Source organism: Acidicapsa ligni, from assembly GCF_025685655.1.
Classification (GTDB): Bacteria; Acidobacteriota; Terriglobia; order Terriglobales; family Acidobacteriaceae; genus Acidicapsa; species Acidicapsa ligni.
In genome coordinates, this window is the sequence record NZ_JAGSYG010000002.1 from 540,992 (window position 1) to 563,202 (window position 22,211).

The window sequence follows — 22,211 nt, forward strand, 5'->3', positions numbered from 1 at the left end:
GAATCGTTGCTAAGAACGCGGCTCCTGCCATACTTGCATTTGTATTCATCTACTGCAGGCAAACTTTTCCAGAAGTGCGGTCGCTTCGAGCAGGTCTGGAAAGTCGAATCCCTCTGTAAATTCGTTAACCGTAGCATCCAGCTGTTGCAGCGCGCTTGGTAGACGAGCGTCATTGCTCCAGAGATGGGCGATGGACATATTGATTCTCAATCTCCACTGGAGAGCACCTTGCTCTTCTGCGATGGATAGAGCCTGTTCCAGCAGTTGCTCGGCTCTTGAGAGTGCGCATGGCTCTGCTTTAACAATGAATCGCATTGCTTCAAGCCGAAGGATCTCCGGAGCGCACCACCAACAGCGGTCTCTCTTCGCTCGCTCCAGAAGATGTGGTGGTGCAAAGCCCTGCCCCAGAACGCTAATGCTTTCCCAGTGCCGTGGATCCCATCCTGCTTCGCCGTAAACATTCTGCCGTGCGAGCGTTGATTGGCGAAGTTCAGACAAAGGAAGGCCACGGCTGAACACGGCGACATAGTTCTGCCAATACGTCGAATTTGCTGCCTTGGCATATTCCTGAAGCAAAGCTATGTGCCGTTCAGCAGAAGCAAATTGGCCAGTCCAGAGCTTAATCGGACAACCGGCCATTCCAAGGGCAAAGCAGATGGTCGTTGAGTGACGTGCTTCCAGAGCGAGTTCTACGGCTTCATCCGCACGTTCAGAGGCTGCTTCTGAAAATCCCTGCAACCAGAGAAGGCGAGCCGTCGAAGCCAGCACGATCACCCTGGCGTCGTAGCTATACGCGTTTCGTAAGGGAACGGTATCTCCGCTAATGCGCCTGGCTACCTCCGCGGCTCGTTCGCTGGCCTCACTCAGTCGGCCCAGATATAAGAGAGACAGCATCGCATGAATCAGGTACATCGCTCCCGGATCGTGCCCTGTCTCAGCCTGTAATCGGAGTTGCTCTGTAACGTGAAGAGACTCTTCATAGTTGCTCAACCCATAGTGGTATCGCCATAGACAAAGGAGAGCACAGACCACTCCGGCGTTGTCCTCAAGCTGGGTAGCGAGCTCCAGTGCTCGCACGGATGTTGAGTAAAGCTCCGGCACCGCGCCAAGCGCTTCAAACAACGCCGGCCCTTTTGCAAGAAGGATTTCGAGTTCGGCTTCGCGTGATCCGGCTTTTCCCTTCATGCTTGCGAGAGCTCGATCGGCAATGTCCTGATATTCCCCGGGCAATGAAATCTGAAACCAGATATACGCGGAAACGGCGGCGAGATCAGCACCTAGTTCGGCATCGCCATCTACGGAAAATGCCCACATCATGGCTGCTCGCAACTCGTCTGCGAGTCGACGGTAACGGTCAAGTCCCGCTGACGTCACAAATCCATTTTGCGGTTCCAGTCTCCTGGTCAGATCGCGAAGATAGGTTGCATGTCGCTTACGTAGAGAGTGCGTGGCCGGACCGGCGCCTAACTTTTCCAAAGCGTATTCGCGAGTTGCCTCCAGAAGCCTATAGAGAGGCAGTGGGCCTTCGCGTGAGGTCACGATGAGGGATTTCGCTGCGAGTGAGGTAACGCCGTCGAGGATGCGAGCTTCTGTCATCACTTCGTCAGAAGTTACTGCCAGAGCAGCCTCGCGATCGAAGGCATTTTGGAAGACAGAAAGTCTAGCGAGAAGAAGATGTTCCCCTTGAGAGAGCAATCCATAACTCCAGTCAAGAGTGGCACGAAGGGTGCGCTGGCGCTCGGGAGCAGTGCGGCGGCCCTTAGTCAGCAAATGCAGCGAGCGGTCGAGTTGCTGCGTAAGCGTAGAAATGTTGAACAGCTCGATCCTGGCTGCTGCCAGCTCGATTGCAAGTGGAATTCCATCGAGACGGCGACAGAGGAGAGCGAGGCCAGGGGCGTCTTCGTCTTGAAGTTCAAACCATGCCTGGCTCGCCTGAGCGCGCTCAACAAAGAGACGAACGGCAGGATAAGTGAGCGCCTCAGATGCTGTGAGCAGCTTCCCATCCGCCGGCGGATAATCGAGTGACGGCAGGCGGACGACAAATTCGCTTTCTGCCTGCAGCGGCTCCCTGCTCGTTACCAGAAGATGAGATCCGGGGCTTGAGCGGAGAACTTGTTCGGCAAGATACGCGGACTCTTCCAGCACATGTTCACAGTTGTCAAAGATCAGAAGCGTCTCGCGATCATGAAGACATTCAAGAACAGATGTCTCCTGATCACTCGATGTAAGCGGCAAACGAAGCGCGCTCGCGAGACGATTCATGAGCATATGTCGTGTTGTCATCGTTGTGAAATCCACGAAGACAGCGCCATCTTCGTAGCAGGAGGCGGCTTTATGCCCTGCGGCCAATGCGACGCTGGTTTTACCTATCCCGCCGCTGCCTACAAGCGTGACGAAGCGATGAGCTGAGATGTCGTGCAACAGCCGCTCTATAGCATTCTCGCGGCCTATCAAGGCGGTCCATAGGTTGGGCAGGCTTGAACGAATGCGCTGTCGCGCTGTCGTTCGATGTGCCTCCACGGCAAGATTGAATTGATAGCCTTGACCGGGAATTGTAAGAATCGCGTTTGTCTCTCCTGTAGCAGCCACAAGATGTTTGCGGATGTTGGCGAGATGCACGCGTACATTGCTCTCGACGACAGGCGTGTCGGGCCACGCATAGTCAATCAGTTCTTGCCCAGTTACGACTTCACCAGCTCGTTCGACAAGAAGCGTCAATATTTTTATCGCTCGACTACCAAGCGGAATAGGAACATCGTCGCAGAGCAGAACTCCTCTCTCGGGAAGTAACTCAAACGAGCCGAAGCTATACTTGCGATCTTTTTGCATAATCGGCCTATTCCCAAATGTATTCGCCATGCGAAGCCAAGAGGCCACGCTGGACGCTGGATGCTTGGACAATCGTGCGGTTATTTAGAGTGACCATAACAACGTCAGCTGGAGGAAAGAACGAAACGGCACTCCGCCGCTATGAGTGGCACGCATCCCAGGTGTCAGATGATTGAGCCAACCGCGAGACATCGGGGATCGAATACTTCCAAAGCTGGATTTGGAATTCTTAGAACGAAGGTTGTTCTTCCGGGCCGCGTCTCTTCGAGATAAACGTTGCCTCCATGTTCTCGAGCGACGCATTCGGCGATAGTCAGACCCAATCCCATTCCATCCTTTCGCTCCGCATTCACAAATGGACGGAAGAGGATCTTCTGAATCGATTGAGGTATACCAGGGCCACTGTCTGTGACGCGGATGAAGATGTGGCTTAGTTCCTGATGTAGCGAGATCCCAACCTCTTTCATGTCAGGTGTGAATCTCGCTGCCTGACATGCGTTAAGCAGCAGATTGAACATTGCGCTGCAGAGCCACTTACTATCTACGTACCCTTCAATAAAAGGCATCGCTTCGACCGTGATGCTGACCGTATCTGCATCGGGATGCGAGCGAACCATCCGAACGGCTCGTCCGACTATTTCCTTTAGAGGCTGGCGGTGAAGATGGCACGCACAGCCAGTTCTTGAAAAGAGGAGAAGAGCATCGAGTTGATCCGTCATGCAAGCGATTGCGGCTTTTATCTCCTCGAACAATTCGTCGCGATCGGACAGATTGTTATTTGTGCTGCACATAAACTCTGCATTCGCATAGACAGTGCATAAATGATGACGAAGGTCATGTGCGACAAATTGCGCGACCCTGGCGAGTGCCGCTAGAGATTGCGATTCCGTAAGATCGTTCAATGTACGCTTTGGCTTGTCCTTCTCAACTGCAAGCAACTGCCGTAGAAGCTGGGGATCAATGCCTCCACTCGGATCAACACCTGGCGTTAGCGGAATATGTTCCAGGATGGGAGCTATGGGCATTTAACCTCCAATCGATACACCGACGTATGAACGGAACAATTGATTACAGGGCAGGTAATAACCTGTTTTATAAAATGTGTCAGTACGTTAAGGCTGAGTTGCAAGGTGTCGATCGTGCTCGTTCAACTAGCTCTTCGGATGTAACTCACCTGGTGAAATTCGAAAGATGCTACTTCATCTCCGAAAGGACGCATTGCTTGAAATAGACGAAGCCCGCGAGTTAGAGAACCTCTTTGAATTAACGTACTGTCTGACCGGAGCCTTAGAAATCGCCATTCGTAGGAAATTGCGATACTCCATTTGCTCAGGCCTTCATTCATACTGAACTGTAGCTCTTTGTAGAACTGCCGAGGCGATCCTCATCGTTTGGATATTTGGGTTTACCTTGCACAGGAAAGCGGATGATTCGCCTGCCGAAGATGTGGGAATCGAGTGAATATGCCCCAGGGCCTAATATCCCTAGAACTGCGGTACTCGCGATGGAGAGAACGATGAGAAGTTCCGGACGAGTTCCAGCCATGACAATCAAGGCAAGCTCAATCAAGCAGCTAACGATTGATGCATAGGGAGTGCGAATACCGAGGCACAGCGCACTTACTGGCAAGACCAGGACGATGAAAGTGCTTGCAGTGGCGAAGTCAGGATACTCCCAACCGGATTCCAGCAGAGTGGCAGCGAATGCGAGCCGCAGGATAAACAACGCAATACCCGCCGTTCCAGCAGGGAACATCGAGTAGAGCCGCTGCATAGGAAAAAATAATATCTGAGCTTTTGTAGATGAACAAACGCCAATAGAACTACTCTACGATCATTCTTTTGGAGGGGAATAAGCCTATAGCTGAGGTTTATGCTTGATGGTTTAACGCCCTGGGCGGGGAGAATAGGCTTTGAAGGAAATCACCATGAAGAGAATGGTTCTGCCGATGATCCTTCGCTGTGCCGGCTTGTGCATCGCCATGATCCTGCAAAGTCATGGTTCACATGCACTTGATCCAAACCGATTAATCTCTCAATACGCTCATACGGCTTGGCGCACGCAGGATGGATTTCTCAGAGGCGTTCCGGAGGCGATCGCGCAGACTACCGACGGATACATATGGATAGGTACGCAGACAGGACTGGTGAGGTTTGATGGGGTGCGGTATGTCGCATTGACTCCGCCAAACCAAAGTCAATTGTCTTCGTTGAAAGTTGTGTCTCTTCTAGCTGATCGCGATGGGAGCTTATGGGTTGGGTTGGAGTCTGGCCTGGTCCATCTGAAAGGACAGGATTGGAACACATATACGGAAATCCATGGCCGAGTGAACTCGATTGTTCAGGATAGTAAGGGCTCGATCTGGTTTGTACAGACGCGGATCCTGGACGGATCGAAGCCACTCTGTCAAGTGACTGGTACAGGAATCCAGTGCTTTGGAAATGCTGATGGAGTTGCGAGTCGAGAGTGCAGCGCTCTTATTCTCGATGAAAAAGGAAATTTATGGATTGGCGCAGATATCGAACTTCTCCGATGGAAGCCAAGTTCATACAGCCTATACCCTCTCAAGCAATTAAAGGGATACCGGGAACAGGATGGTATATCTTCCCTTGCTGCCGCCAGAGACGGCTCTTTGTGGGTAGGTGTAGGTGAATCTGGAGCAGGGATCGGATTACTCAGATTTACCCAGGGGGCATGGAAGCCCTTTGTAACCCCTGAACTCAATGGAAATACACTCAATGTTCAAGCCTTGTATCTGGACCGCGAAAATAACTTGTGGGTGGGAACTGCCAAACACGGAATATATCGGATTTGTAACTCGCAAGTAGATCATTTTGGAAGCTCGGAAGGTCTCTCTAGCGACGATATCTACAATTTCTATGAAGACCGGGAAGGAAACCTCTGGGTCGCGACATCCAGAGGTCTTGATAACTTCCGCGATACTCGCCTTGTCGACTTCTCAACGCGTGAGGGATTAAGCACAGATGAAGTCAATTCAGTGCTGGCCGCGCGCGATGGTTCCATTTGGATAGGAAGCTCTGAAGGTCTGGATGTTCTTCACCCGGGCCATCTTTCTGCCACACCTGCGATGAGCACCCTGGCGAGAAAACAGATTACCTCTCTGTTTGAAGATCAAGCGGGCGCGTTATGGATTGGCGTGATGAACTCATTACTGATGCATAACAAAGGAAAGGTTCAAGAGGTTAGGAGGCCGGACGGAACTTCGCTCGGGCTCGTAACTGGAATAACTGAGGATAAGGAAGGCAATATCTGGGTTGAGGTTATCGGCCCTCCACGGACACTGATGCGTATTCGAGATCTCAAAGTGCAAGAGATGTTTCCTGTGCCACAGATGCCGGCTGCCCGAAAACTTGCCGCTGATCCTCAAGAAGGTATCTGGTTGGGTCTACTAAGTGGCGATCTGGCTCGATATCGGCACGGCAAGCTCGACATATTTCCCTACCACCACAATCCAAACTCCAGAGTAGATCAAATCCTTATAAGTCCGGATGGTTCAGTACTTGGGGCTACCGCATTTGGACTGATAGCGTGGCGAAACGGCAAGAAGCAGATACTTACTATTCAGAATGGTCTGCCTTGCAACGCCGTCAATGCGATCCTTTGGGACCATCACAATGCGTTGTGGCTATATACACAATGCGGCCTGGTTCAGATACAAGGTGAGGAGCTGGAAAGGTGGTGGCAGCGGCCAGATATGACCTTGCACATGAGGATATTCGACATATCGGACGGGGTTCAGCCGGGCGACGCGTTATTCAATTCGAGTGCACAGTCTACGGATGGACGGCTTTGGTTTCCCAATAGTGTGGTTCTACAAATGATCGATCCTGACAGACTGGGCGGAAATAACCTTCCTCCTCCGGTCCATGTTGAAGAGATGATTGCTGACGGGCGGAGTTATCCAGTACAAGGGGATTTTCGTTTGCCTCCCCTGACGCGTGATCTGGAGATCAGGTACACGGCGCTAAGCTATGTGTCTCCAGGGAACGTGCAATTTCGCTATAGATTAGATGGCTATGAGAGAGATTGGCAGAACGCTGGGACAAGACGCCAGGCTTTCTATAGCAATCTCTCTCCTGGCAAGTATCGATTTCGTGTCATTGCATGTAACAACGACGGTATCTGGAACGAAGCAGGAGCGGCGATGGCTTTCACCATTGCTCCTGCCTTCTATCAAACGATCTGGTTCAATGTATTTTCAGCTATAGCTTTTCTCGTGCTGATCTGGTTGCTTCATACTCTACGGCTAAGACAAGCCACTGCGCAGACACAAGCACGGCTAGGAGAACGGCTTGATGAGCGAGGACGGATCGCTCGTGAGTTGCACGATACTCTCGTTCAAAGCGTCGATGGGTTGATGCTGCGGGTCCAGACGGCGCTAAGTGAGTCCGATGCTGATCGGAGCCGCCTGATGATAGAAAAAGCTCTTGATTCAGCAGACGAGGTGATGCTCGAAGGCCGCCAGCGTGTGCATGCACTGCGAGCAGAAGCGACTACGATCTACGAATTGTCTGAGGCGCTTGCCTCCTATGGCAAAGACCTTGCCGAGGGCCATAATGCAACGTTCTCGGTTGCGCTTGCAGGCTCGCCCAAGCCTCTTGATGCGTTTGTACGAGATGAGGCATACCGTATCGGACGAGAAGGCCTGGGAAATGCTTTTCAGCATGCGGATGCGACAAAGATTGAGGTTGAAGTTACGTATGACCGTGCCATGGTTCGTATGAGAGTTCGAGATAATGGCAAAGGCATTGATCCGCAGTCTCTCAATGGTGGCCGGGCGGGGCACTGGGGGTTGCGTGGAATGCGGGAGAGAGCAAACGTTGTAGGAGGCAAACTCGTCATCTGGAGTCGCCCAGATGTGGGAACTGAGATCGATCTGGAAATACCAGCAGAGGTAGCCTACGAAAAAGGCTTTCGCGGTTTTGGGCCGCACTGGGTGAAGAGACTGATAGGCGATAGAAGAGTGATGCGATGAGTGAGGCAAGGAAAATCAGAATACTTGTTGTGGATGATCATCCGTTTCTCCGTGAAGGTATTGTTGGAGCAGTCAATAGTCAGAGTGACATGGCTATGATTGGTGAGGCGAGTAATGGCGAAGAAGCGATTGAGCAATTCCGCCTGCATCGTCCCGATGTAACACTTATGGATTTACAGATGCCAACAATGAATGGGACTGATGCAATCATCGCGATTCGCAGCGAATTCCCGACGGCGCGAATCGTTGTGCTTACCGCATACAGGGGCGACGTCCAGGCACTGCGTGCGTTAAAGGCTGGTGCTGCAGGCTACCTGTTGAAAAACATGCTGCGCAAGGAATTATTGGATACGATCCGAGTTGTGGATTCTGGACGGCGACGCATCCCTCCCGAAATAGCGAGAGAGCTTGGGGAGCACATCGTAGACGACGAATTAAGCAATCGGGAGATTGAAGTGCTGAGGCTGATTGCAACTGGAACATCGAATAAGATTATTGCTACGCAGCTATCCCTTGCTGAGACGACAGTGAAGACTCATGTGCAAAATATACTCATCAAACTGAGCGCGAACGATCGCACTCACGCTGTAACTATTGCCATTAAAAGAGGGTACATCGACCTGGCATGATACCGCCTCGTGCATTGAAATTCAGGGGGATAAGTCACGAGGCCAAGGAGGATCATGCAAGCCAAACGAATCAGGAGGTCTGAACCTTATGACAGAGCGTAGTATTTCTACCGCGGCTAGATGCGGACAATGCCGAACGTCTGAAGTCATGCATTCAATCATTCGTCAGCACTATCAGCGCTTTGCAGCGTCAGGAGAGCGTTTCCGGAACATCTGGGAAGAAGAGAAGGGAATTGCATTCATCGACCGCGGATGGTTGGAGCCCGCAAAGTGGGAAGCGCCTCATCCAGAGCCTCAGGGCTTTTATCATTTCTATATTCAATCCAAAAGACATCTTCAATGTGGAGAGTTCAATGGCAGGCCAAGTCGTATTGAATGCCGCATTGGCACTGTTCAGAATGTCCGCCCGGATGAAACAGTACACACTGCTGGAGTTGGGGCAACGAGGATCTTTCAGATCAGCTTTTCTTCCGATTATTTGACTGAGTATCTTGATACGAATTTTGTTATGCCTCGCGGAGTAGAGTTGCGTACTCGTCAGCTCGACGATCTGGGGCTGGAACAAATCGCTCGGGCTCAACACGAAGCCCTGGACTGCGGTATCGCAGGGCGCAAGCTTTATTTCGATGAAATCCATGAAGCTGCTCTCGGCCGGATTCTTGCACTCTATGCGCCACGGAGTCTTCGCGAAAATTCAGTTCGAGAAATCCTTGTGCCCGCAAGGGCGCGTGCTGTAATCGACTACATTGAGGCCAACCTTGCGGAAGATCTTCGACTGTCTGAATTATGTTCAGTGGCCAGGGTTAGCAGAGCGCATTTTGCTCGCGGTTTCCGAAAAGTGGTGGGCATGAGTCCGCACAAGTTTGTTATGCAACGACGTCTGAGTCGCGCGATTCAACTCGTTCGATACGGCGATACTCCGATGAAGGAAATCGCACGGCTTTGCGGTTTTGCAGACGCTGCCCACTTGACGCGGTGCTTTAAGTCGCAGTTTTCATCTGCTCCTTCGCTACTGCGCGAATAGAAATCGCATTTATCTCTGTTCGCGAACCGCCTTATAACGATTCGCAGGCGATGCGTTTCTTAGGCTTGGAATCATTTTCTTCCGTGCAGATTCGAATGCGTTCCACTCCTCTATATTCGCGAGCGATGGAAGTGTGGCGAACTCTCCGAGGTCAAGGCCAGCGAGCGCCGCATCGACTACGTCATCTGTCGTCATCAAGGTGGCACGCCGCTCTTCTGTCATCTCGTGGATAGGAGTGCCTGCAGTAGCGAAGAAGCCGGTTTGTGTTCCTCCAGGCAGAACTACCTGAATCCGCACACCTGTCTCGGCAAGCTCATGCCGGAGCGATTGACTGAACGCGAGGACGAATGCTTTTGTTCCCCCATAGACGCCATTTAATATCTCGGGAGCAACTGCGACGATCGACGAAATATTAATGACTATTCCTGAGCCGCGTTCGACGAAAACAGGAACAACAGCATACGTAAGCCGCGTCAATGCAGTTACATTCAGGCTGATGATCTTTTCCATTTGATCGGCTTTACTCTGCAACAGAGGTTGGGTAGAACCTATTCCAGCATTGTTGACGAGCATCGTAATTTCGGGGTCAGAACGAAGCATTTCTTCGACGCATGCCAGATCATATGGTTCCGTCAAATCTGCAGCCATAACGCGCACAATCCTTCCAGTTTGTTGTCGGATAATTCGTGCCATAGCATTCAGTTTGTCGTGGTCGCGCGCTACGAGAATGAGGTTGTATCCTCTGCGCGCCAATCTGTCAGCGTAAGCCGCTCCAATTCCAGAAGATGCTCCCGTTATCAATGCAGTACCCATGTATTCCTCCCCTGTCGATGGTCGTAATGCTGAATGGTTTCTTCCATCAAACGCCGAGAATGGACTGAGTCTGCATCGCTCGGTGTTAATCTTTGCAAATTGCATTAATCCTGGAAATAAAGACCGACGTCATACGTTGGGAGAGCACTTGAATATCTGTGCTATTTTTTTAAACCAATAGAAAAAAAGCAGTGAGATCGGCCCGTATTGCATGAGCTTGACAATTAGAATTGAGCTCTGATTTTTCTGAAACAGTATGAGTAAACCTGTCTTTATTTTCGGTGAGTTTGAACTGGATGCTGGTCGTCGTGTGCTCACGAGAGGGACCGATCCGATACATCTTGGAAGTCGCGCTATGGATCTTCTCATCGCACTTGTTGAACGGCCAGGTGTGATGCTCGGCGCGGGGCAACTAACTCAACAAATATGGCCTGATACGTTTGTGGATGAGTCTAATCTTCGCGTTCATATTGCGGCGATACGTAAGGCTCTGCGGGGCGCAGGACAAAGCACAGAACTGATCGAGAATCTTCCCGGCGCAGGTTATCGCTTTGCAGCGCCGGTGATCGCCAAGCGGAGGCAAAGCCGCGTCGAAAAAGAGGTTCGTTTTCGACCTCCGCCTCTTTTAACAAGCTTGATCGGTCGAGCCGAGACGGTTCGAGGTTTCATCGAAGATCTGCCTCTACATCGTTTGATCACTATCGTTGGAGCGGCTGGCATCGGTAAAACGAGCGTAGCCCTGGCTGTTGGAAATAGCATAGAGGACGAGTACGCAAATGGAGTATGCTTCGTCGACCTAACATCGGTTGCTGCGCAAGGGCAGATCGCTGCTGCGATCGCATCGGCGTTTCAACTTTCTCCTGTGCGGGAAGATATCCTTGAGTCTCTTTTAAGCTTTATCTCAGATAAGCATCTTCTGCTGGTTCTCGATAATTGCGAGCACCATCTCGACGAGACAGCTCAGCTTGTCGAATCAATGCTGCAGGTTGGTTCGAAGGTAGCGATCCTTGCGACAAGCCGAGAACCACTAGGAGCCCAAGGTGAGTGGCTGCGAAGGCTTAAGGCTCTCGATGTACCACAAGCCTCTGCTGCAACAGTGACTGTTGAGGATGCGCTAACCTACTCGGCGGTACAGCTTTTTGCAGAACGTGCTCGAGCTGTTTCTAGCTCTTTTCATCTCACGGATCAGGAAGCCACCTCCATCGCAGAACTTTGCAGGCAACTAGACGGACTGCCGCTGGCGATTGAGCTCGCTGCCGCCCGCGTGGATACTCTCGCTGTGAAAGATATAGCCGATCAGCTTCGGGCATCGATTGCTCTACTGTCACGCGGACGGCGGACCGCGCAGCTACGGCATCGCACTCTTGCGGCAGCGCTTGATTGGAGCTACGAATTATTACCCGAAGAGGAGCAGATCGTCTTTGCTCGTCTCGGTGTATTTCAGTCACGGTTTACTCGACAAGCGGCGCTTGCAATTGTCTCCGACGAGGTATTGACGGCACCAAAGTTTTTGGAAGCGCTGGCGAATCTGGCTGCAAAATCGATGGCCCTCGTGGAGCCTGGTCGAACGGAGCCGGTCTATCGTCTGTTGGATACGACGCGAACCTATGCCACGGAGAAACTAGGCGGCGGACCTGCGGCTGATAGCGTGCGACGTCGTCATGCAGAATATCTTCGCGCCGAGCAGGCGGAACATAACAGCGTCTCTGTCTCTGATCAGGACTTGCCGCAACAAGATTACCGGCCATTGATCGATGAATTGCGTTCAGCACTGCGATGGTGCTTCTCCGATCACGGCGATCCATTGCTCGGCATTCATGTGACTGTCTCACTCGCCTCCAACTGGTACGCAGTTACATTGTTTCTGGAGTTCTCCGGCGAAGTTAATCGAACGCTTGAGCGGCTGAAAGAGCGAGGCAGGCTCAGCCCCGAGACGGAGATGCAATTGCTGCTTTCGTTCATCCCTGCGCTGTACAACACCGAGGGCTCGACACCGCAGATGTACAAGACACTTGAAAAGGCGCTCGCTCTTGCAGATGAGAAGACCGATCCTCAACGAACCTCGCGCCTTCGACTTCTGAAAGAGCTCTGGCAGTATTACAACGGCTCTGGAGAACATGCTGCGGCACTGGCCGTTGCCGATGAGTTTGAGCGTCTTCTCGGAGGGAATCATGATCGCACGTTTCTGCTGCAGCGAATACGGGCGGTCAGCTATCTGAATCGAGGAGATCTCCAGCAGGTGCGGGAGAATCTCGATGCTGTATTCGCACATCCGGCGAATCAGATGGTGATCAACAGGGGAATCTATGAGTACGACCCGCAGGTTGTCGCGCTGTTCACCCTGGCTCGCACTCAATGGCTGCAAGGGTTTTCTTCTCAGTCACGTCAAACTGCGAGGCTCTGTGTTCAGGCCGCTGTGGATGCGCAGCATCCGGCATCGCTTTGTGTAGCGCTTGCCCTGGCTTCATGCCCTATCTCTCTCTGGTGCGGCGATCGGATGACTGCGGAACAGAGTCTGGAACTGCTGCGTGCGCAAGCAGTCGTATGTCCACTCGCATACTGGCAGCAGTTTGGCGATGTATTTGAACGTGCACTCGGCCTGTCGCGAAACAAAGAAATCAACATACGAGCTCAGTCATGGCGCCATCGCCAACTCCAGGAAGCATGCGTGTTGGATGGTGGATGGATTGCGCCAGCATTGCTGGAACAAGTCCTGGCGGGAGAACGCCACTGGTTCTCCGCAGAGGTTCTTCGGCGAGAGGCGCAGCGCAGGCTCGAAGCATCGAATGGAAACGCATTTGACGAGACGGAAGAGCTGTTGCAAAGATCGTTGCTACTTGCCCGCGAGGGTGGTGCGCTTTCGTGGGAGTTTCGCACTGCGATCAGCCTTGCGCAACTCCTCAAGGACCGAGATACGATGCGTGCATATCTACTGCTGCAGGAGCTCGTCGAGCGTTTTTCTGAAGGATACGATACGGCAGATTACATGCAGGCGCTGACGGTCCTCAGCGAACTGGAGGACCGTCTGGCAAAGATCATGCATGTCTCCTGAAGAGGAGATGAATCCTTCTTCAGATCTCCGAACTGACGAACTGATGAACTATCGAACTATCGAGGTACGATCCGGCTGATCCCATGCGCTTCACGTCGTAGGCGTACGCTTGTGCAACGGCTACTTGGCTGCTGATGGCGGTGGAGGAACGGGGATCGCAATGTCGCTTGCCATCTTCCATCCCGCTGAAGTCATGACCCAGTCGATCAGAAGCAAGAATGGCTTGGGCACAGCCTGCTGTCCACCGTAGCCAACGGTAATCTGGACGGGTACATATGTCTCAGCGACATCTGCGCTTAGCAACACAGCCTTGGCTTTCGTATAGTCAGGATCGATGCGGAACGGGCCGCCAAAGATCACGTCATGAAGATGCGCTACGACTACATCATGTCCCCAGAAGCCAGCCCAGTTTCCTTCGGCGGCTGTGGCCGTCTTCGCGACGAAGAGAGCAGAGGGCGATTCCCACACCATCGCTTTAACGGTGTCGAAGTCTTTTGAGTTCTCGGAGTCGATCAGTTGTTTATTCAACTCTAGAACCTGGTCGAGGTTCGCCTTCGGGATATGGGCCGAACTCTTGCTCGTGAGGCCTGAAGGAGTGTATGCAGGTGCAGACGGAGCGATGCCTGTTATAAAAATTGCGGCGAAGACTATTCTCGTAATCTGTTGAAGCAACTTCTTATTCACAAGTGCTCCTTGCTCGAAAGGGATGCTCAATGGAGATGCTCGATGGTGATTGTCGTCGCAAGTTACGCCACTGTTTGAGTGGCGTAGCGAGGATATGTCTATTTATTCAGCTCAAGCGAACCGGGATGTTTGCATAGGGCAGTCACTTCAATCTGCATAAATGGATAGAGAGGAAGCGAGCTGAGGATGTCATGCAACTCCGCGGGATCGGCAACCTCCAGGATAGTGATGTTGGAGTACTTGCCGGCTACGCGCCAAAGGTGTATCCACTTTCCCCGGAGTTGCAGTTCTTTGGCTCGCTCATGCTCACGCTCGCTGAGTTCCTTGAGCTTTTCTGGGTCAGTGCCGTGAGGAATCTGCACGTCGATGTACACGTGAAATAGCATGCTTCGTCTCCTGTGAAACTGATTGAGAGTTTGCAGACTCTGAGCTTCGACACTTTTGCGTTGAAGCTCAGAGCAAAGCTCGATGGTCGTTGCCTTATATGGAATTACACGATTGTTACAGGCGAATGTCCGGTCATCAGATGCAGAAATGCCAGTGCGTACTCGGACGCAGCAGATTGATCCTGGCCCGTAATCAGCTTGCCGTCGACGATGACTTTAGGCGTGTAAGGTTCAATGCTGCTGTAGACCGCGCCAGTGCTCTCGAGAACAGTTTGCGGATAGTGGGGGATGAGGAAGCTGGGACCAAACATACTCTGAAGCTGCTTGTCTGCTTCCAGCGTGAAACCGGTTACCTGGCGACCCTTGATGCGTCCGGGAATGTTGCCAAGCGCAATGGCTCCGTGGCAAATCGCGCCAACGACTTTGTCCTTTGCCCAGAAGTACTCGAGGGCCTTTGCCACATGCTCGTTCGGATATAGATCAAAGGTCGCACCGCGGCCGCCAGCGACATGGATTGCATCGTACTGACTCAAGTCCACATCTTCGAGCTTGAGCGTGCTATCGAGCTTCGTCTGCACTTTCTCGTCGCTTAGGAAGCCTTTGCTTACCAGGTCTTCCGGCTCGAGCGAATTCTCAAAGTCGGGATCGCTGTACTGGTCGTATACGATCTTGCCACCCTTGGGGCTCGCGAAGTCAACTTCCACGCCACGCTCAGTAAAATGCCAATATGGGTGGGAAACCTCCGACAGCCAGAATGCGGTTTCAGAACTGCTGATAATGAAAAGAACCTTCATCTTTCTTCCTCCGTTGCAACGGGTTTTGTGAAATCCCGACTGCCTGAAATTATCCTGAGCTTTTCTTCGATAAGGCTTACGTCAAGCCGCGTGAATCGTTGTTAAGACACTATCGCCAACTGGTCAATGTGATCTTGTATGTCACATTGCTTCGCCTGTGATGCAGACCCCATCCTTGCTGGGCGATGCTGCCGTATCAAGGATGGGGGACTCTATAAAGCGTTCTTGTGTGCGAGTTCCTCGATGCTCCTGGCGAACTTCGGCGTCTCTTCGACGTTATGCGCGTGAGATGCTTTCTGCCTTGCAGCACTGGCCGCTTCGATCGTCACGTTGTGAGCCTTTAGAAACTCCAACGTCTGATCGATAGCCGTGGAGTGAATGTGATTGGTGTACTCGCAGGTATTGTCATCGATCTTCTTTGCGCTCAGCTCCCAAACTACCTGCAGCTTCGTTCGACCCGCAGGAGAGATCGAATCCGAGATCGAGAGCATCCGGCAGTAATGTGGCTCATGGACCTCAGCGACATAGTGCTGAACGACGAATGCGTCGCCGATCGTCTCCACGTTGATAGACATTGGCCTGCCATCTTCTGTCGTGGTCGATCCCGCAGCAATATGCGCAGTCGAACAGCGCTGGTATTCAGCATCGGGAAGATGCAGTACCCAGTCAGCGATATTCACCTTCTCAATGGGCGCATGAATGATGGCGGTGACGGTTGAAAGAGAAAGCGTATTATCGGTCGACATGGAGATCTCCTTGAGGATCTGTTCTATTGAAGCTTGAGAGACAGGCCAAACAGCACAATCAACCGACATGGATTGATTGTCTCGGTACGTTTGTTATGCCCATTCCTGGTCGTGATGGTAGATGAGTATTGGGTCGCCGACGCGGGAACGCAGGTGGTCAACGACCCACCCCACTTACTTCTTGTTGATCACGTCGGCGATGCCGTTCGGGAACATACCATCGGCGGCCGCGAGCACATTCAGAGCCTCGCGCAGCAGGACGATCTTGCCGTTCTCGGCGGTGAGATGGCCGAAGAACCGCTGGTGAACGTCCTTGCCGGAGATGCCTGATTTCTGATGAATGGTGTACTCACCGAAGGCCTGATCGGGAGTGTCGATATAAATTTTCACGTCAATGAACTTAAAGCCGGGATACATTTTCTCGTGCAGGAAGGTCAGGAAAGCGCCGATATTTTTTGGGCCTTCGTATCGTGGCTCTACACCGAGATCGGCGAGGTACGGCAGCTCTAGCGCTCCGTTGTCGGCGAACAGGGCAGCGGCTTCGAGAGCGGATCCGTCGATATAAGCCTGGAGAAGTTCTTTTGCGGTTTTCATGGATTTGCCCTCCCTGGGCGATTGCGTCTCGCGTAGGAGACTGGTTGTAGGGTCTCGATCAAAGTTCTGATAGATGGATAGGAGCGGCATGCAGCAAGCCGTTCAATGTGCCCGTTATCGCTTGTTATCGTGCGCGGATTTTCTCGCGATACTGTTGGCGAAGAGAGGCGTCTCTTCAGCGTTGTGTGCCTCTGTCGCTGCTTTGAAGCTCGCTTTGATCTGATCGAGAGGCATGTTGTTCCTCTCGATGAAGTTCTCCAAGTCCGGAGTCGTGTGAATCAGGACGACGTTCTCCAGTTGGCTGATGTCTTTGGTTACTGGAGTTGCGATCAGCTCCCAGGTCACTTGGCATGTAGTGCGCCCCTTGTCGGGAAAAAAGAGATCGGTGATCGAAATAACGCGGCAGTGCTGTTTCTTCGCAAGCTCCTCGACGTAGTGTTGGACCATCATGACGCCAACATGCTCCACGTTGAGCGACATACGCTTTCCTGCGGCATTTATCGACGATGCAGCGGCGATGTGGTTCACCGAGCATCGCTGATACTCGGCGTCGGCAATGGTGAACAGCCACTCCGGTATGTCGATGCTCTCGAACGGTGCGCCAAGCGGGGCTTTGGCGCTGCTTTGAACGAGAAGTTGCTGTGTGGTACTCATTTCGTTTCTCCTTGGAGAGTGGTCTATTGAATGTTGAGAGAGGGAGTTATCGTTAGATAAGTCCGCCTGGATTTAGAGCCTGGCGTAGCCACCCTGGATGAATTCGCGCGCAAGCTGAGCGTACTTCTGCGGCTCGTCTTCCCAGACGAAGTGACCGCAATCGATTACGTCTAGCTTGCACTTCGGGAGACCGCGCTTCAGTCCTTCTGCATTGGAGACAGGCACGAACGGATCGTGCTTGCCGACCGTTACCTGGCAGGGAACGGTGATCGTGGGGAGAAGCTTGGCTAGGCGTGGCAGAGCATTAGGGTAATCGCGGACGAAGGTCATCGCGTCCCAGAACTTGTCGCCTGCATAAGAAGCGATATAGTCCTGCAGCACATCTTCGGGAAGCTTGTAGTTCTTCATGCCGCCAACTGCGTCGCGTACGAACTCCTCGCCGGTGAGGTTCTTGAAGGGTTCGAGCGAAGGTGCATTCACGATGGCGTCGAGTGCGCCAAGGATGTCCGTGTGGTCGGTCGCACCGCTGCCGATGACGAGGCTTTTGAAGACGCCAGGGTGCTTGGCGGAAGCGAACAGGCATGCAGGCGTTCCGATGTCGGGAGCGATGACATGCGGCGTCTTGATACCGAACGCATCCATAATGCGGAGGACGAATTCGCCTACTGCCTCAGGTGTACGAGCATCCTTGTTGACCTCAGAGCGACCGAACGGAGGAAGATCCACGGCAACCACGGGTCCGAGCTCGGAGATGGTGTCCCAGATGGGCAGGAACGCGAGGATACTTTCAGGCAAAGGGCTCAACATCAGGATGGGATCCCCATCTGTCTTGTCGTTGGTCGCATAACGAATCTGGAGTCCATCTATCGTCTTGTACTGCAGTGCGTGCAAGCCTGTTTTTGTTGCCGTCATGACTAGTTTCCTTTCGAGTGAAGTACGTGGTGTTATCGGTTGAAATTGCTTGCTGACAGTTGGAAAAGTTGTCGATATGATCAGGGCTCTGCCAGCGTTTGGTGCACCAGGTGAAGCACGATGGAGCCTTCCCCTACTGCAGAAGCAACTCGCTTGACGTTGCCGGAACGTGCATCTCCAACCACAAAAACACCAGGCAGGCTCGTCTCTAACATGTAGGGCGCGCGAGCAAGCGGCCACGGGATGGGAGGCATAGTCGTCTCCAGATCGCGTCCCGTGAGGATGAAGCCTTTGCTGTCGAGTGAAAGGCAGCCCGATAGCCAGTCTGTCTTGGGCGATGCGCCGGTCATGACAAATACGTGGCGGATTGATTCGCTGACTGTTTCATCTGTGACCTTGTTCTTCCATGTGACGCCTTCGATGTGAGACTCGCCATCGAGGTCTGTAAGTTCACATTGGTAGTGCAGTTGAATGCGAGGGTTCTCTTCGATCCTCTGAATGAGATAGCGGGACATCGTATCAGCGAGGCTTCGCGAGCGGACCAGCATCGTGACGCCAGCAGTATTCTGTGCGAGAAATACAGCAGCCTGTCCCGCTGAATTGCCTCCGCCGATAACGATTACCTGCTCGCCTGTGCAGAGCTGCGCTTCCATGAACGTAGCGTTGTAGTAGATTCCGCGGCCTGCAAATGTCTCGATGTTCTTCAACGCAGGCTTGTTGTACTGCGCTCCGGTCGCTAAGACGATTGTGCGAGTGGATATTTCATGGCCGTCGTCGAGGATCACCGTGTATGGGCGTTGATCGCAGCTCAACCGTTGAACGCTTCGAGCCACCATAATCCTGGCCCCGAATTTCTCGGCTTGCGCAATAGCCCGATCGGCGAGCTCCTGGCCGGTGAGACCAGTCGGAAAGCCGAGATAATTTTCAATCTTTGAACTCGAACCAGCTTGTCCGCCGGGAGCAGCCTTTTCGATTACGAGAACGTCCAGTCCTTCTGACGCGCCGTATACAGCAGCAGCGAGACCGGCAGGACCGGCGCCAACGATAACAAGATCGCGCACCTGTGAATCACTGATGTTCGAGTTAAACCCGAGACACTCTGCGACCTCCCTTGTAGAAGGCTTACGAAGCACCTGGGAGTTATTGCAGATCACAACTGGAATGTCGTCTGTTGTTACACCGAAGCGGTCTAGCATCTCCTGGGTTACGGGATCCGTATCAAGATCGAAATAATTAAAAGGGTGGCCATCTCGCGTCAGAAACTCACGGATCAGAAGTGTGTTTGCGGAGTACTTCGATCCGAGGATGACAACGTTACCTTGCCCCGTGTCCTTTAGCGAGAGACGCCGGGCCAGGAAAGCGTTCATGATGATATCGCTGAGCTCGGCGTCCTTGCCGATCAGAGTGCGCAAATATTTTGGACAGAGTTCGAGCAGCGATCCGGCTTCGACGACCTGACATCGATAGATCGATCGGCGTCCGGAGATCATGAGCAGTTCGCCGGAGAACTGGCCTTCGCGGTAAGTAGTGACGATCCTATCCTCATCGCCGCCGACCGCCACGATGCGGATAGCACCTGACAGCACGATGTAAACAGGTGGTGTGTCGAAGGCAGGCTCGTAGAGGATCTCTCCCGCTATCACTTCTCGTTGTTTCGCATGTGGGCGGATGCGATCAATCTGAGCTTCGGTCAATGTCGGGGCGTAGGCCATAAGCTCCTCCGTAGATTGCCGTGAGCCAGAATGACGAAATCACCTTGCGGAGCAATTCGATTGCATGGTGCTTTTGTCTGACTGGTTAACTTCACGAATTGATCGTGCGCCCAGGGAGTAATGGATGCCTGTCAAGCGACGTGAATTGTTGTTAAGTCACGCGGAAGCTCAAGCGGGGCAGTTGAGGTTACGGGGATTTCTAATGGGCCGCCGATTAACAACGATTCACAACGATAAACCGCTATTTCATCTCGACAAGAGATGTACTCGAGAAGTGCTGCGGGTGCTGTCGACGCGAGTTTTACTTCGCGCAAGCAACGCACCTGCAGATAGCAATAACGATGAATGGAGAGCTGCCATGACCGACGCGCAGAAGAAAGAGATCGCCTTGACGTTTATTCACAGCCTTCAGCAGCGGGATCCAATCCTGCTCAAAACCGTATTGACAGACGACGCGGTCTGGAGCCTTCCCGGTACCAGCCAGGTTGGCGGCGAGGCTGTAGGCGCTAACGCCATCGTTGCCAGGGGGCAGTTCCTCGGTGAACACGGGGTCAACTTCGAACTGCTGCATGTGATCTACGGATACGAAGGGATGGGGATCCTGTTGCATAACACCGGCAAATGCAAAGGGAAGGTATTGGATGAGTTCCTCAGCTCTATCTTCAAGTTGCGGGAAGATAAGATCTGCCGAATCGATACGTATATTACAGATGTTCCGATGCTCAACAACTATGTCGCATAACTCTGATCACCAAAGTTCTCATCTCATCGAGAAGACTTTCAAAAGGAGAATTGGTATGAAGGCTATTCAGTTTTCGCGTTTCGGAGATCGGGATGTTCTCGAATATATCGATGTGCCCAAGCCATTTCCCCAGAATGACGAGGTTCTGATCGAAGTGACTGCATCGGGAGTCAACTATGTTGATATTCGAGAACGACAGGGCATCTATCAGCGTGCTGAGACGCATGTCGGCAAGGACAAAGGTCTGCCGCGCATCTCGGGCTTGCAAGTCGTGGGAATTGTAAACGAAGTCGGCCCTACGGGCGACCAGAGCCTTATAGGAGAGAAAGTAGTCGCATTGATCCCTTCGGGAGGATATGCCCAATTCGTCTGTGCTCCTTCAAACACGACCGTTTGTCTCCCAGCGTCGGCAGATGATGCCTTAATAGCAGCAATGCCCACGCAGGGATTGACCGCATGGCTCATGCTGAAGGCTTCAACCCAATTGCGGAGTGGGGAAAGCGTTCTAATTCACGGAGCCGCAGGCGGAGTAGGCAGTCTCGCGGTGCAGCTTGCGAAATCGATGGGGGCTGGGTTGGTTGTTGCCTCCGCAAGCACTGAGGAGAAACGAGCCTTCGCCCACAGCATCGGAGCAGACGTGACTGTTGATTACAGTCTTCCGGATTGGCCTAAACTTGTACTCGAAGCCACTGGAGGCCGCGGCGTAGATATTATCCTCGAATCAATCGGCGGCGATGTCTTTGAGCAAAACTTTGCATGCCTGGCAACCTTCGGCCGTTACATCATCTTTGGATCTACGAGAGGTCCAGGAAGACCCTTCGAACCTCGGAGGCTAATGCAAAAGTGTCAGACGATGACAGGGATATATTTGCCTGTCTTCCTTGCGAAGCCCGAGCTCATTCGCGCTGGGCTCACTGATCTGGTTACCCAAGTGCTCAAAGGCAAGCTCCGTGCTCAGGTCGCTGCAATCTTGCCTCTAAGTAAAACAGTTGAGGCTCATCGTCTCTTAGAGGAGAGGCTAGTCGTTGGTGCAATCGTTCTCGACCCTCGCATCCCGTGATGCTGGATTCGCGTTGTACCAGTATCATTCCACCCTATGCGCTGTAATGGAATCTCTCTTGAGTGCAGGCTCTCGGATCGAAATAAACCGAAGGCGTTCACAAGAAACGCCTTTCCTTACAGTGAGGATGTTTCATAGCTAGGGGGGAGCCTTTCTGGTGCAAGTCCAGAAGATAATCAAGGCCGACATTGCGGGCAGGAGTTGAGGTGGTCCTTGTTTCCACTCAACAGAGTGAAATTGTTGGAAAGATGTATCAGATTTCTACATCAAGAGGTCAACAACCTCAGGAGCATCCGGTTCTCCGACCATCGCCAAACTCAGGTTCGCTCGTGCAGTAATCTGCACTGGTTGTAGCCTCTCCACGAACCACGCATGTGCGATTCTATCCATTCCTGCGCTTACTAGTGGTGCGGCATTTCTGAGACTGCGCGCAATCCCACGGCATCTGTTTTTCCGCCACGAAGGACGATGTTCCGATTGAATACAACTGATTCTTCGCATGAGAATTGACGTACACGTCGGGCAAGGGAATCAGTTGGCCACGCGTAGCAAGTTGGACCCGCGACGAGAATCGTTCCATGATT

At 52.6% G+C, this 22,211-nt stretch carries 18 protein-coding genes; 6 read left to right on the forward strand and 12 right to left on the reverse strand.

Annotated features, from left to right (window positions below; all coding sequences use genetic code 11):
- Positions 1 to 45: 45 nt before the first annotated feature.
- From OHL19_RS08605 to OHL19_RS08615, 3 genes are all read right to left on the reverse strand, one after another.
- Complete coding sequence (locus OHL19_RS08605) at positions 46 to 2,829, reverse strand: ATP-binding protein (protein ID WP_263357233.1); 2,784 nt, start codon at positions 2,827 to 2,829, stop codon at positions 46 to 48.
- Between the two features lie 164 nt (positions 2,830 to 2,993).
- Complete coding sequence (locus OHL19_RS08610; RefSeq protein ID WP_263357234.1) at positions 2,994 to 3,854, reverse strand: sensor histidine kinase; 861 nt, start codon at positions 3,852 to 3,854, stop codon at positions 2,994 to 2,996.
- Between the two features lie 316 nt (positions 3,855 to 4,170).
- Entirely contained in the window at positions 4,171 to 4,602 is a 432-nt protein-coding gene (locus OHL19_RS08615) for a hypothetical protein (RefSeq protein WP_263357235.1), read from the reverse strand.
- 154 nt (positions 4,603 to 4,756) lie between these two features.
- On the opposite strand from OHL19_RS08615, the gene OHL19_RS08620 reads away from it, so the two are divergent.
- The 3 genes from OHL19_RS08620 to OHL19_RS08630 all read left to right on the forward strand — a co-directional run bounded on the left by OHL19_RS08620 (position 4,757) and on the right by OHL19_RS08630 (position 9,478).
- The gene (locus OHL19_RS08620) at positions 4,757 to 7,825 is read left to right on the forward strand and encodes a sensor histidine kinase (RefSeq protein ID WP_263357236.1); all 3,069 of its coding nucleotides are present in this window, start codon (positions 4,757 to 4,759) and stop codon (positions 7,823 to 7,825) included.
- Positions 7,822 to 8,454 (forward strand): response regulator, encoded by a 633-nt coding sequence (locus tag OHL19_RS08625; RefSeq protein ID WP_263357238.1) that lies wholly within the window; start codon positions 7,822 to 7,824, stop codon positions 8,452 to 8,454. Before OHL19_RS08620 ends, OHL19_RS08625 begins: the two co-directional genes overlap by 4 nt.
- Positions 8,455 to 8,542: 88 nt before the next feature.
- Positions 8,543 to 9,478, forward strand: coding sequence for a helix-turn-helix domain-containing protein (locus tag OHL19_RS08630; protein ID WP_263357240.1), 936 nt, complete (start codon positions 8,543 to 8,545; stop codon positions 9,476 to 9,478).
- 9 nt (positions 9,479 to 9,487) lie between these two features.
- On the opposite strand, the gene OHL19_RS08635 is transcribed toward OHL19_RS08630, so the two are convergent.
- Positions 9,488 to 10,291 carry an SDR family NAD(P)-dependent oxidoreductase gene (locus tag OHL19_RS08635; protein ID WP_263357241.1) on the reverse strand — a complete coding sequence of 268 codons (804 nt, stop codon included), beginning with the start codon at positions 10,289 to 10,291 and terminating at the stop codon, positions 9,488 to 9,490.
- Between the two features lie 256 nt (positions 10,292 to 10,547).
- Between OHL19_RS08635 and OHL19_RS08640 the strand changes: the two genes are divergently transcribed.
- Positions 10,548 to 13,343: an ATP-binding protein gene (locus tag OHL19_RS08640; protein ID WP_263357242.1), complete on the forward strand. Its 2,796-nt coding sequence runs from the start codon at positions 10,548 to 10,550 to the stop codon at positions 13,341 to 13,343.
- Between the two features lie 120 nt (positions 13,344 to 13,463).
- Here OHL19_RS08640 and OHL19_RS08645 read toward each other — a convergent pair whose 3' ends face one another.
- From OHL19_RS08645 to OHL19_RS08680, 8 genes are all read right to left on the reverse strand, one after another.
- Positions 13,464 to 14,027 (reverse strand): hypothetical protein, encoded by a 564-nt coding sequence (locus OHL19_RS08645; RefSeq protein ID WP_263357243.1) that lies wholly within the window; start codon positions 14,025 to 14,027, stop codon positions 13,464 to 13,466.
- Between the two features lie 98 nt (positions 14,028 to 14,125).
- Positions 14,126 to 14,413: a muconolactone Delta-isomerase gene (locus OHL19_RS08650; protein ID WP_263357244.1), complete on the reverse strand. Its 288-nt coding sequence runs from the start codon at positions 14,411 to 14,413 to the stop codon at positions 14,126 to 14,128.
- Positions 14,414 to 14,517: 104 nt separating this feature from the next.
- A complete protein-coding gene (locus OHL19_RS08655; protein ID WP_263357245.1) occupies positions 14,518 to 15,207 on the reverse strand; it encodes a type 1 glutamine amidotransferase domain-containing protein in 690 nt (229 codons plus the stop codon).
- A 212-nt stretch (positions 15,208 to 15,419) separates the two neighbouring features.
- Positions 15,420 to 15,953 carry a hypothetical protein gene (locus tag OHL19_RS08660; RefSeq protein WP_263357246.1) on the reverse strand — a complete coding sequence of 178 codons (534 nt, stop codon included), beginning with the start codon at positions 15,951 to 15,953 and terminating at the stop codon, positions 15,420 to 15,422.
- A gap of 174 nt (positions 15,954 to 16,127) precedes the next feature.
- Positions 16,128 to 16,547 carry a nuclear transport factor 2 family protein gene (locus OHL19_RS08665; protein WP_263357247.1) on the reverse strand — a complete coding sequence of 140 codons (420 nt, stop codon included), beginning with the start codon at positions 16,545 to 16,547 and terminating at the stop codon, positions 16,128 to 16,130.
- Between the two features lie 114 nt (positions 16,548 to 16,661).
- Entirely contained in the window at positions 16,662 to 17,201 is a 540-nt protein-coding gene (locus OHL19_RS08670) for a hypothetical protein (protein WP_263357248.1), read from the reverse strand.
- Positions 17,202 to 17,273: 72 nt separating this feature from the next.
- The gene (locus OHL19_RS08675) at positions 17,274 to 18,113 is read right to left on the reverse strand and encodes an alpha/beta fold hydrolase (protein WP_263357249.1); all 840 of its coding nucleotides are present in this window, start codon (positions 18,111 to 18,113) and stop codon (positions 17,274 to 17,276) included.
- An 80-nt stretch (positions 18,114 to 18,193) separates the two neighbouring features.
- Positions 18,194 to 19,825, reverse strand: coding sequence for an FAD-dependent oxidoreductase (locus OHL19_RS08680; protein ID WP_263357250.1), 1,632 nt, complete (start codon positions 19,823 to 19,825; stop codon positions 18,194 to 18,196).
- A gap of 358 nt (positions 19,826 to 20,183) precedes the next feature.
- On the opposite strand from OHL19_RS08680, the gene OHL19_RS08685 reads away from it, so the two are divergent.
- A complete protein-coding gene (locus tag OHL19_RS08685) occupies positions 20,184 to 20,567 on the forward strand; it encodes a nuclear transport factor 2-like protein (protein ID WP_263357251.1) in 384 nt (127 codons plus the stop codon).
- Positions 20,568 to 20,622: 55 nt separating this feature from the next.
- Positions 20,623 to 21,627 carry a quinone oxidoreductase family protein gene (locus tag OHL19_RS08690; RefSeq protein WP_263357253.1) on the forward strand — a complete coding sequence of 335 codons (1,005 nt, stop codon included), beginning with the start codon at positions 20,623 to 20,625 and terminating at the stop codon, positions 21,625 to 21,627.
- Positions 21,628 to 22,211: the final 584 nt, after the last annotated feature.

Excerpts from the sequence above, each read along its gene's own strand:
- OHL19_RS08605 (WP_263357233.1), bottom strand. The coding sequence starts at position 2,829 with ATGCAAAAAGATCGCAAGTATAGCTTCGGCTCGTTTGAGTTACTTCCC.
- OHL19_RS08610 (WP_263357234.1), bottom strand. The coding sequence starts at position 3,854 with ATGCCCATAGCTCCCATCCTGGAACATATTCCGCTAACGCCAGGTGTT.
- OHL19_RS08615 (WP_263357235.1), bottom strand. The coding sequence starts at position 4,602 with ATGCAGCGGCTCTACTCGATGTTCCCTGCTGGAACGGCGGGTATTGCG.
- OHL19_RS08620 (WP_263357236.1), top strand. The coding sequence starts at position 4,757 with ATGAAGAGAATGGTTCTGCCGATGATCCTTCGCTGTGCCGGCTTGTGC.
- OHL19_RS08625 (WP_263357238.1), top strand. The coding sequence starts at position 7,822 with ATGAGTGAGGCAAGGAAAATCAGAATACTTGTTGTGGATGATCATCCG.
- OHL19_RS08630 (WP_263357240.1), top strand. The coding sequence starts at position 8,543 with ATGACAGAGCGTAGTATTTCTACCGCGGCTAGATGCGGACAATGCCGA.
- OHL19_RS08635 (WP_263357241.1), bottom strand. The coding sequence starts at position 10,291 with ATGGGTACTGCATTGATAACGGGAGCATCTTCTGGAATTGGAGCGGCT.
- OHL19_RS08640 (WP_263357242.1), top strand. The coding sequence starts at position 10,548 with ATGAGTAAACCTGTCTTTATTTTCGGTGAGTTTGAACTGGATGCTGGT.
- OHL19_RS08650 (WP_263357244.1), bottom strand. The coding sequence starts at position 14,413 with ATGCTATTTCACGTGTACATCGACGTGCAGATTCCTCACGGCACTGAC.
- OHL19_RS08655 (WP_263357245.1), bottom strand. The coding sequence starts at position 15,207 with ATGAAGGTTCTTTTCATTATCAGCAGTTCTGAAACCGCATTCTGGCTG.
- OHL19_RS08660 (WP_263357246.1), bottom strand. The coding sequence starts at position 15,953 with ATGTCGACCGATAATACGCTTTCTCTTTCAACCGTCACCGCCATCATT.
- OHL19_RS08665 (WP_263357247.1), bottom strand. The coding sequence starts at position 16,547 with ATGAAAACCGCAAAAGAACTTCTCCAGGCTTATATCGACGGATCCGCT.
- OHL19_RS08670 (WP_263357248.1), bottom strand. The coding sequence starts at position 17,201 with ATGAGTACCACACAGCAACTTCTCGTTCAAAGCAGCGCCAAAGCCCCG.
- OHL19_RS08675 (WP_263357249.1), bottom strand. The coding sequence starts at position 18,113 with ATGACGGCAACAAAAACAGGCTTGCACGCACTGCAGTACAAGACGATA.
- OHL19_RS08680 (WP_263357250.1), bottom strand. The coding sequence starts at position 19,825 with ATGGCCTACGCCCCGACATTGACCGAAGCTCAGATTGATCGCATCCGC.
- OHL19_RS08685 (WP_263357251.1), top strand. The coding sequence starts at position 20,184 with ATGACCGACGCGCAGAAGAAAGAGATCGCCTTGACGTTTATTCACAGC.
- OHL19_RS08690 (WP_263357253.1), top strand. The coding sequence starts at position 20,623 with ATGAAGGCTATTCAGTTTTCGCGTTTCGGAGATCGGGATGTTCTCGAA.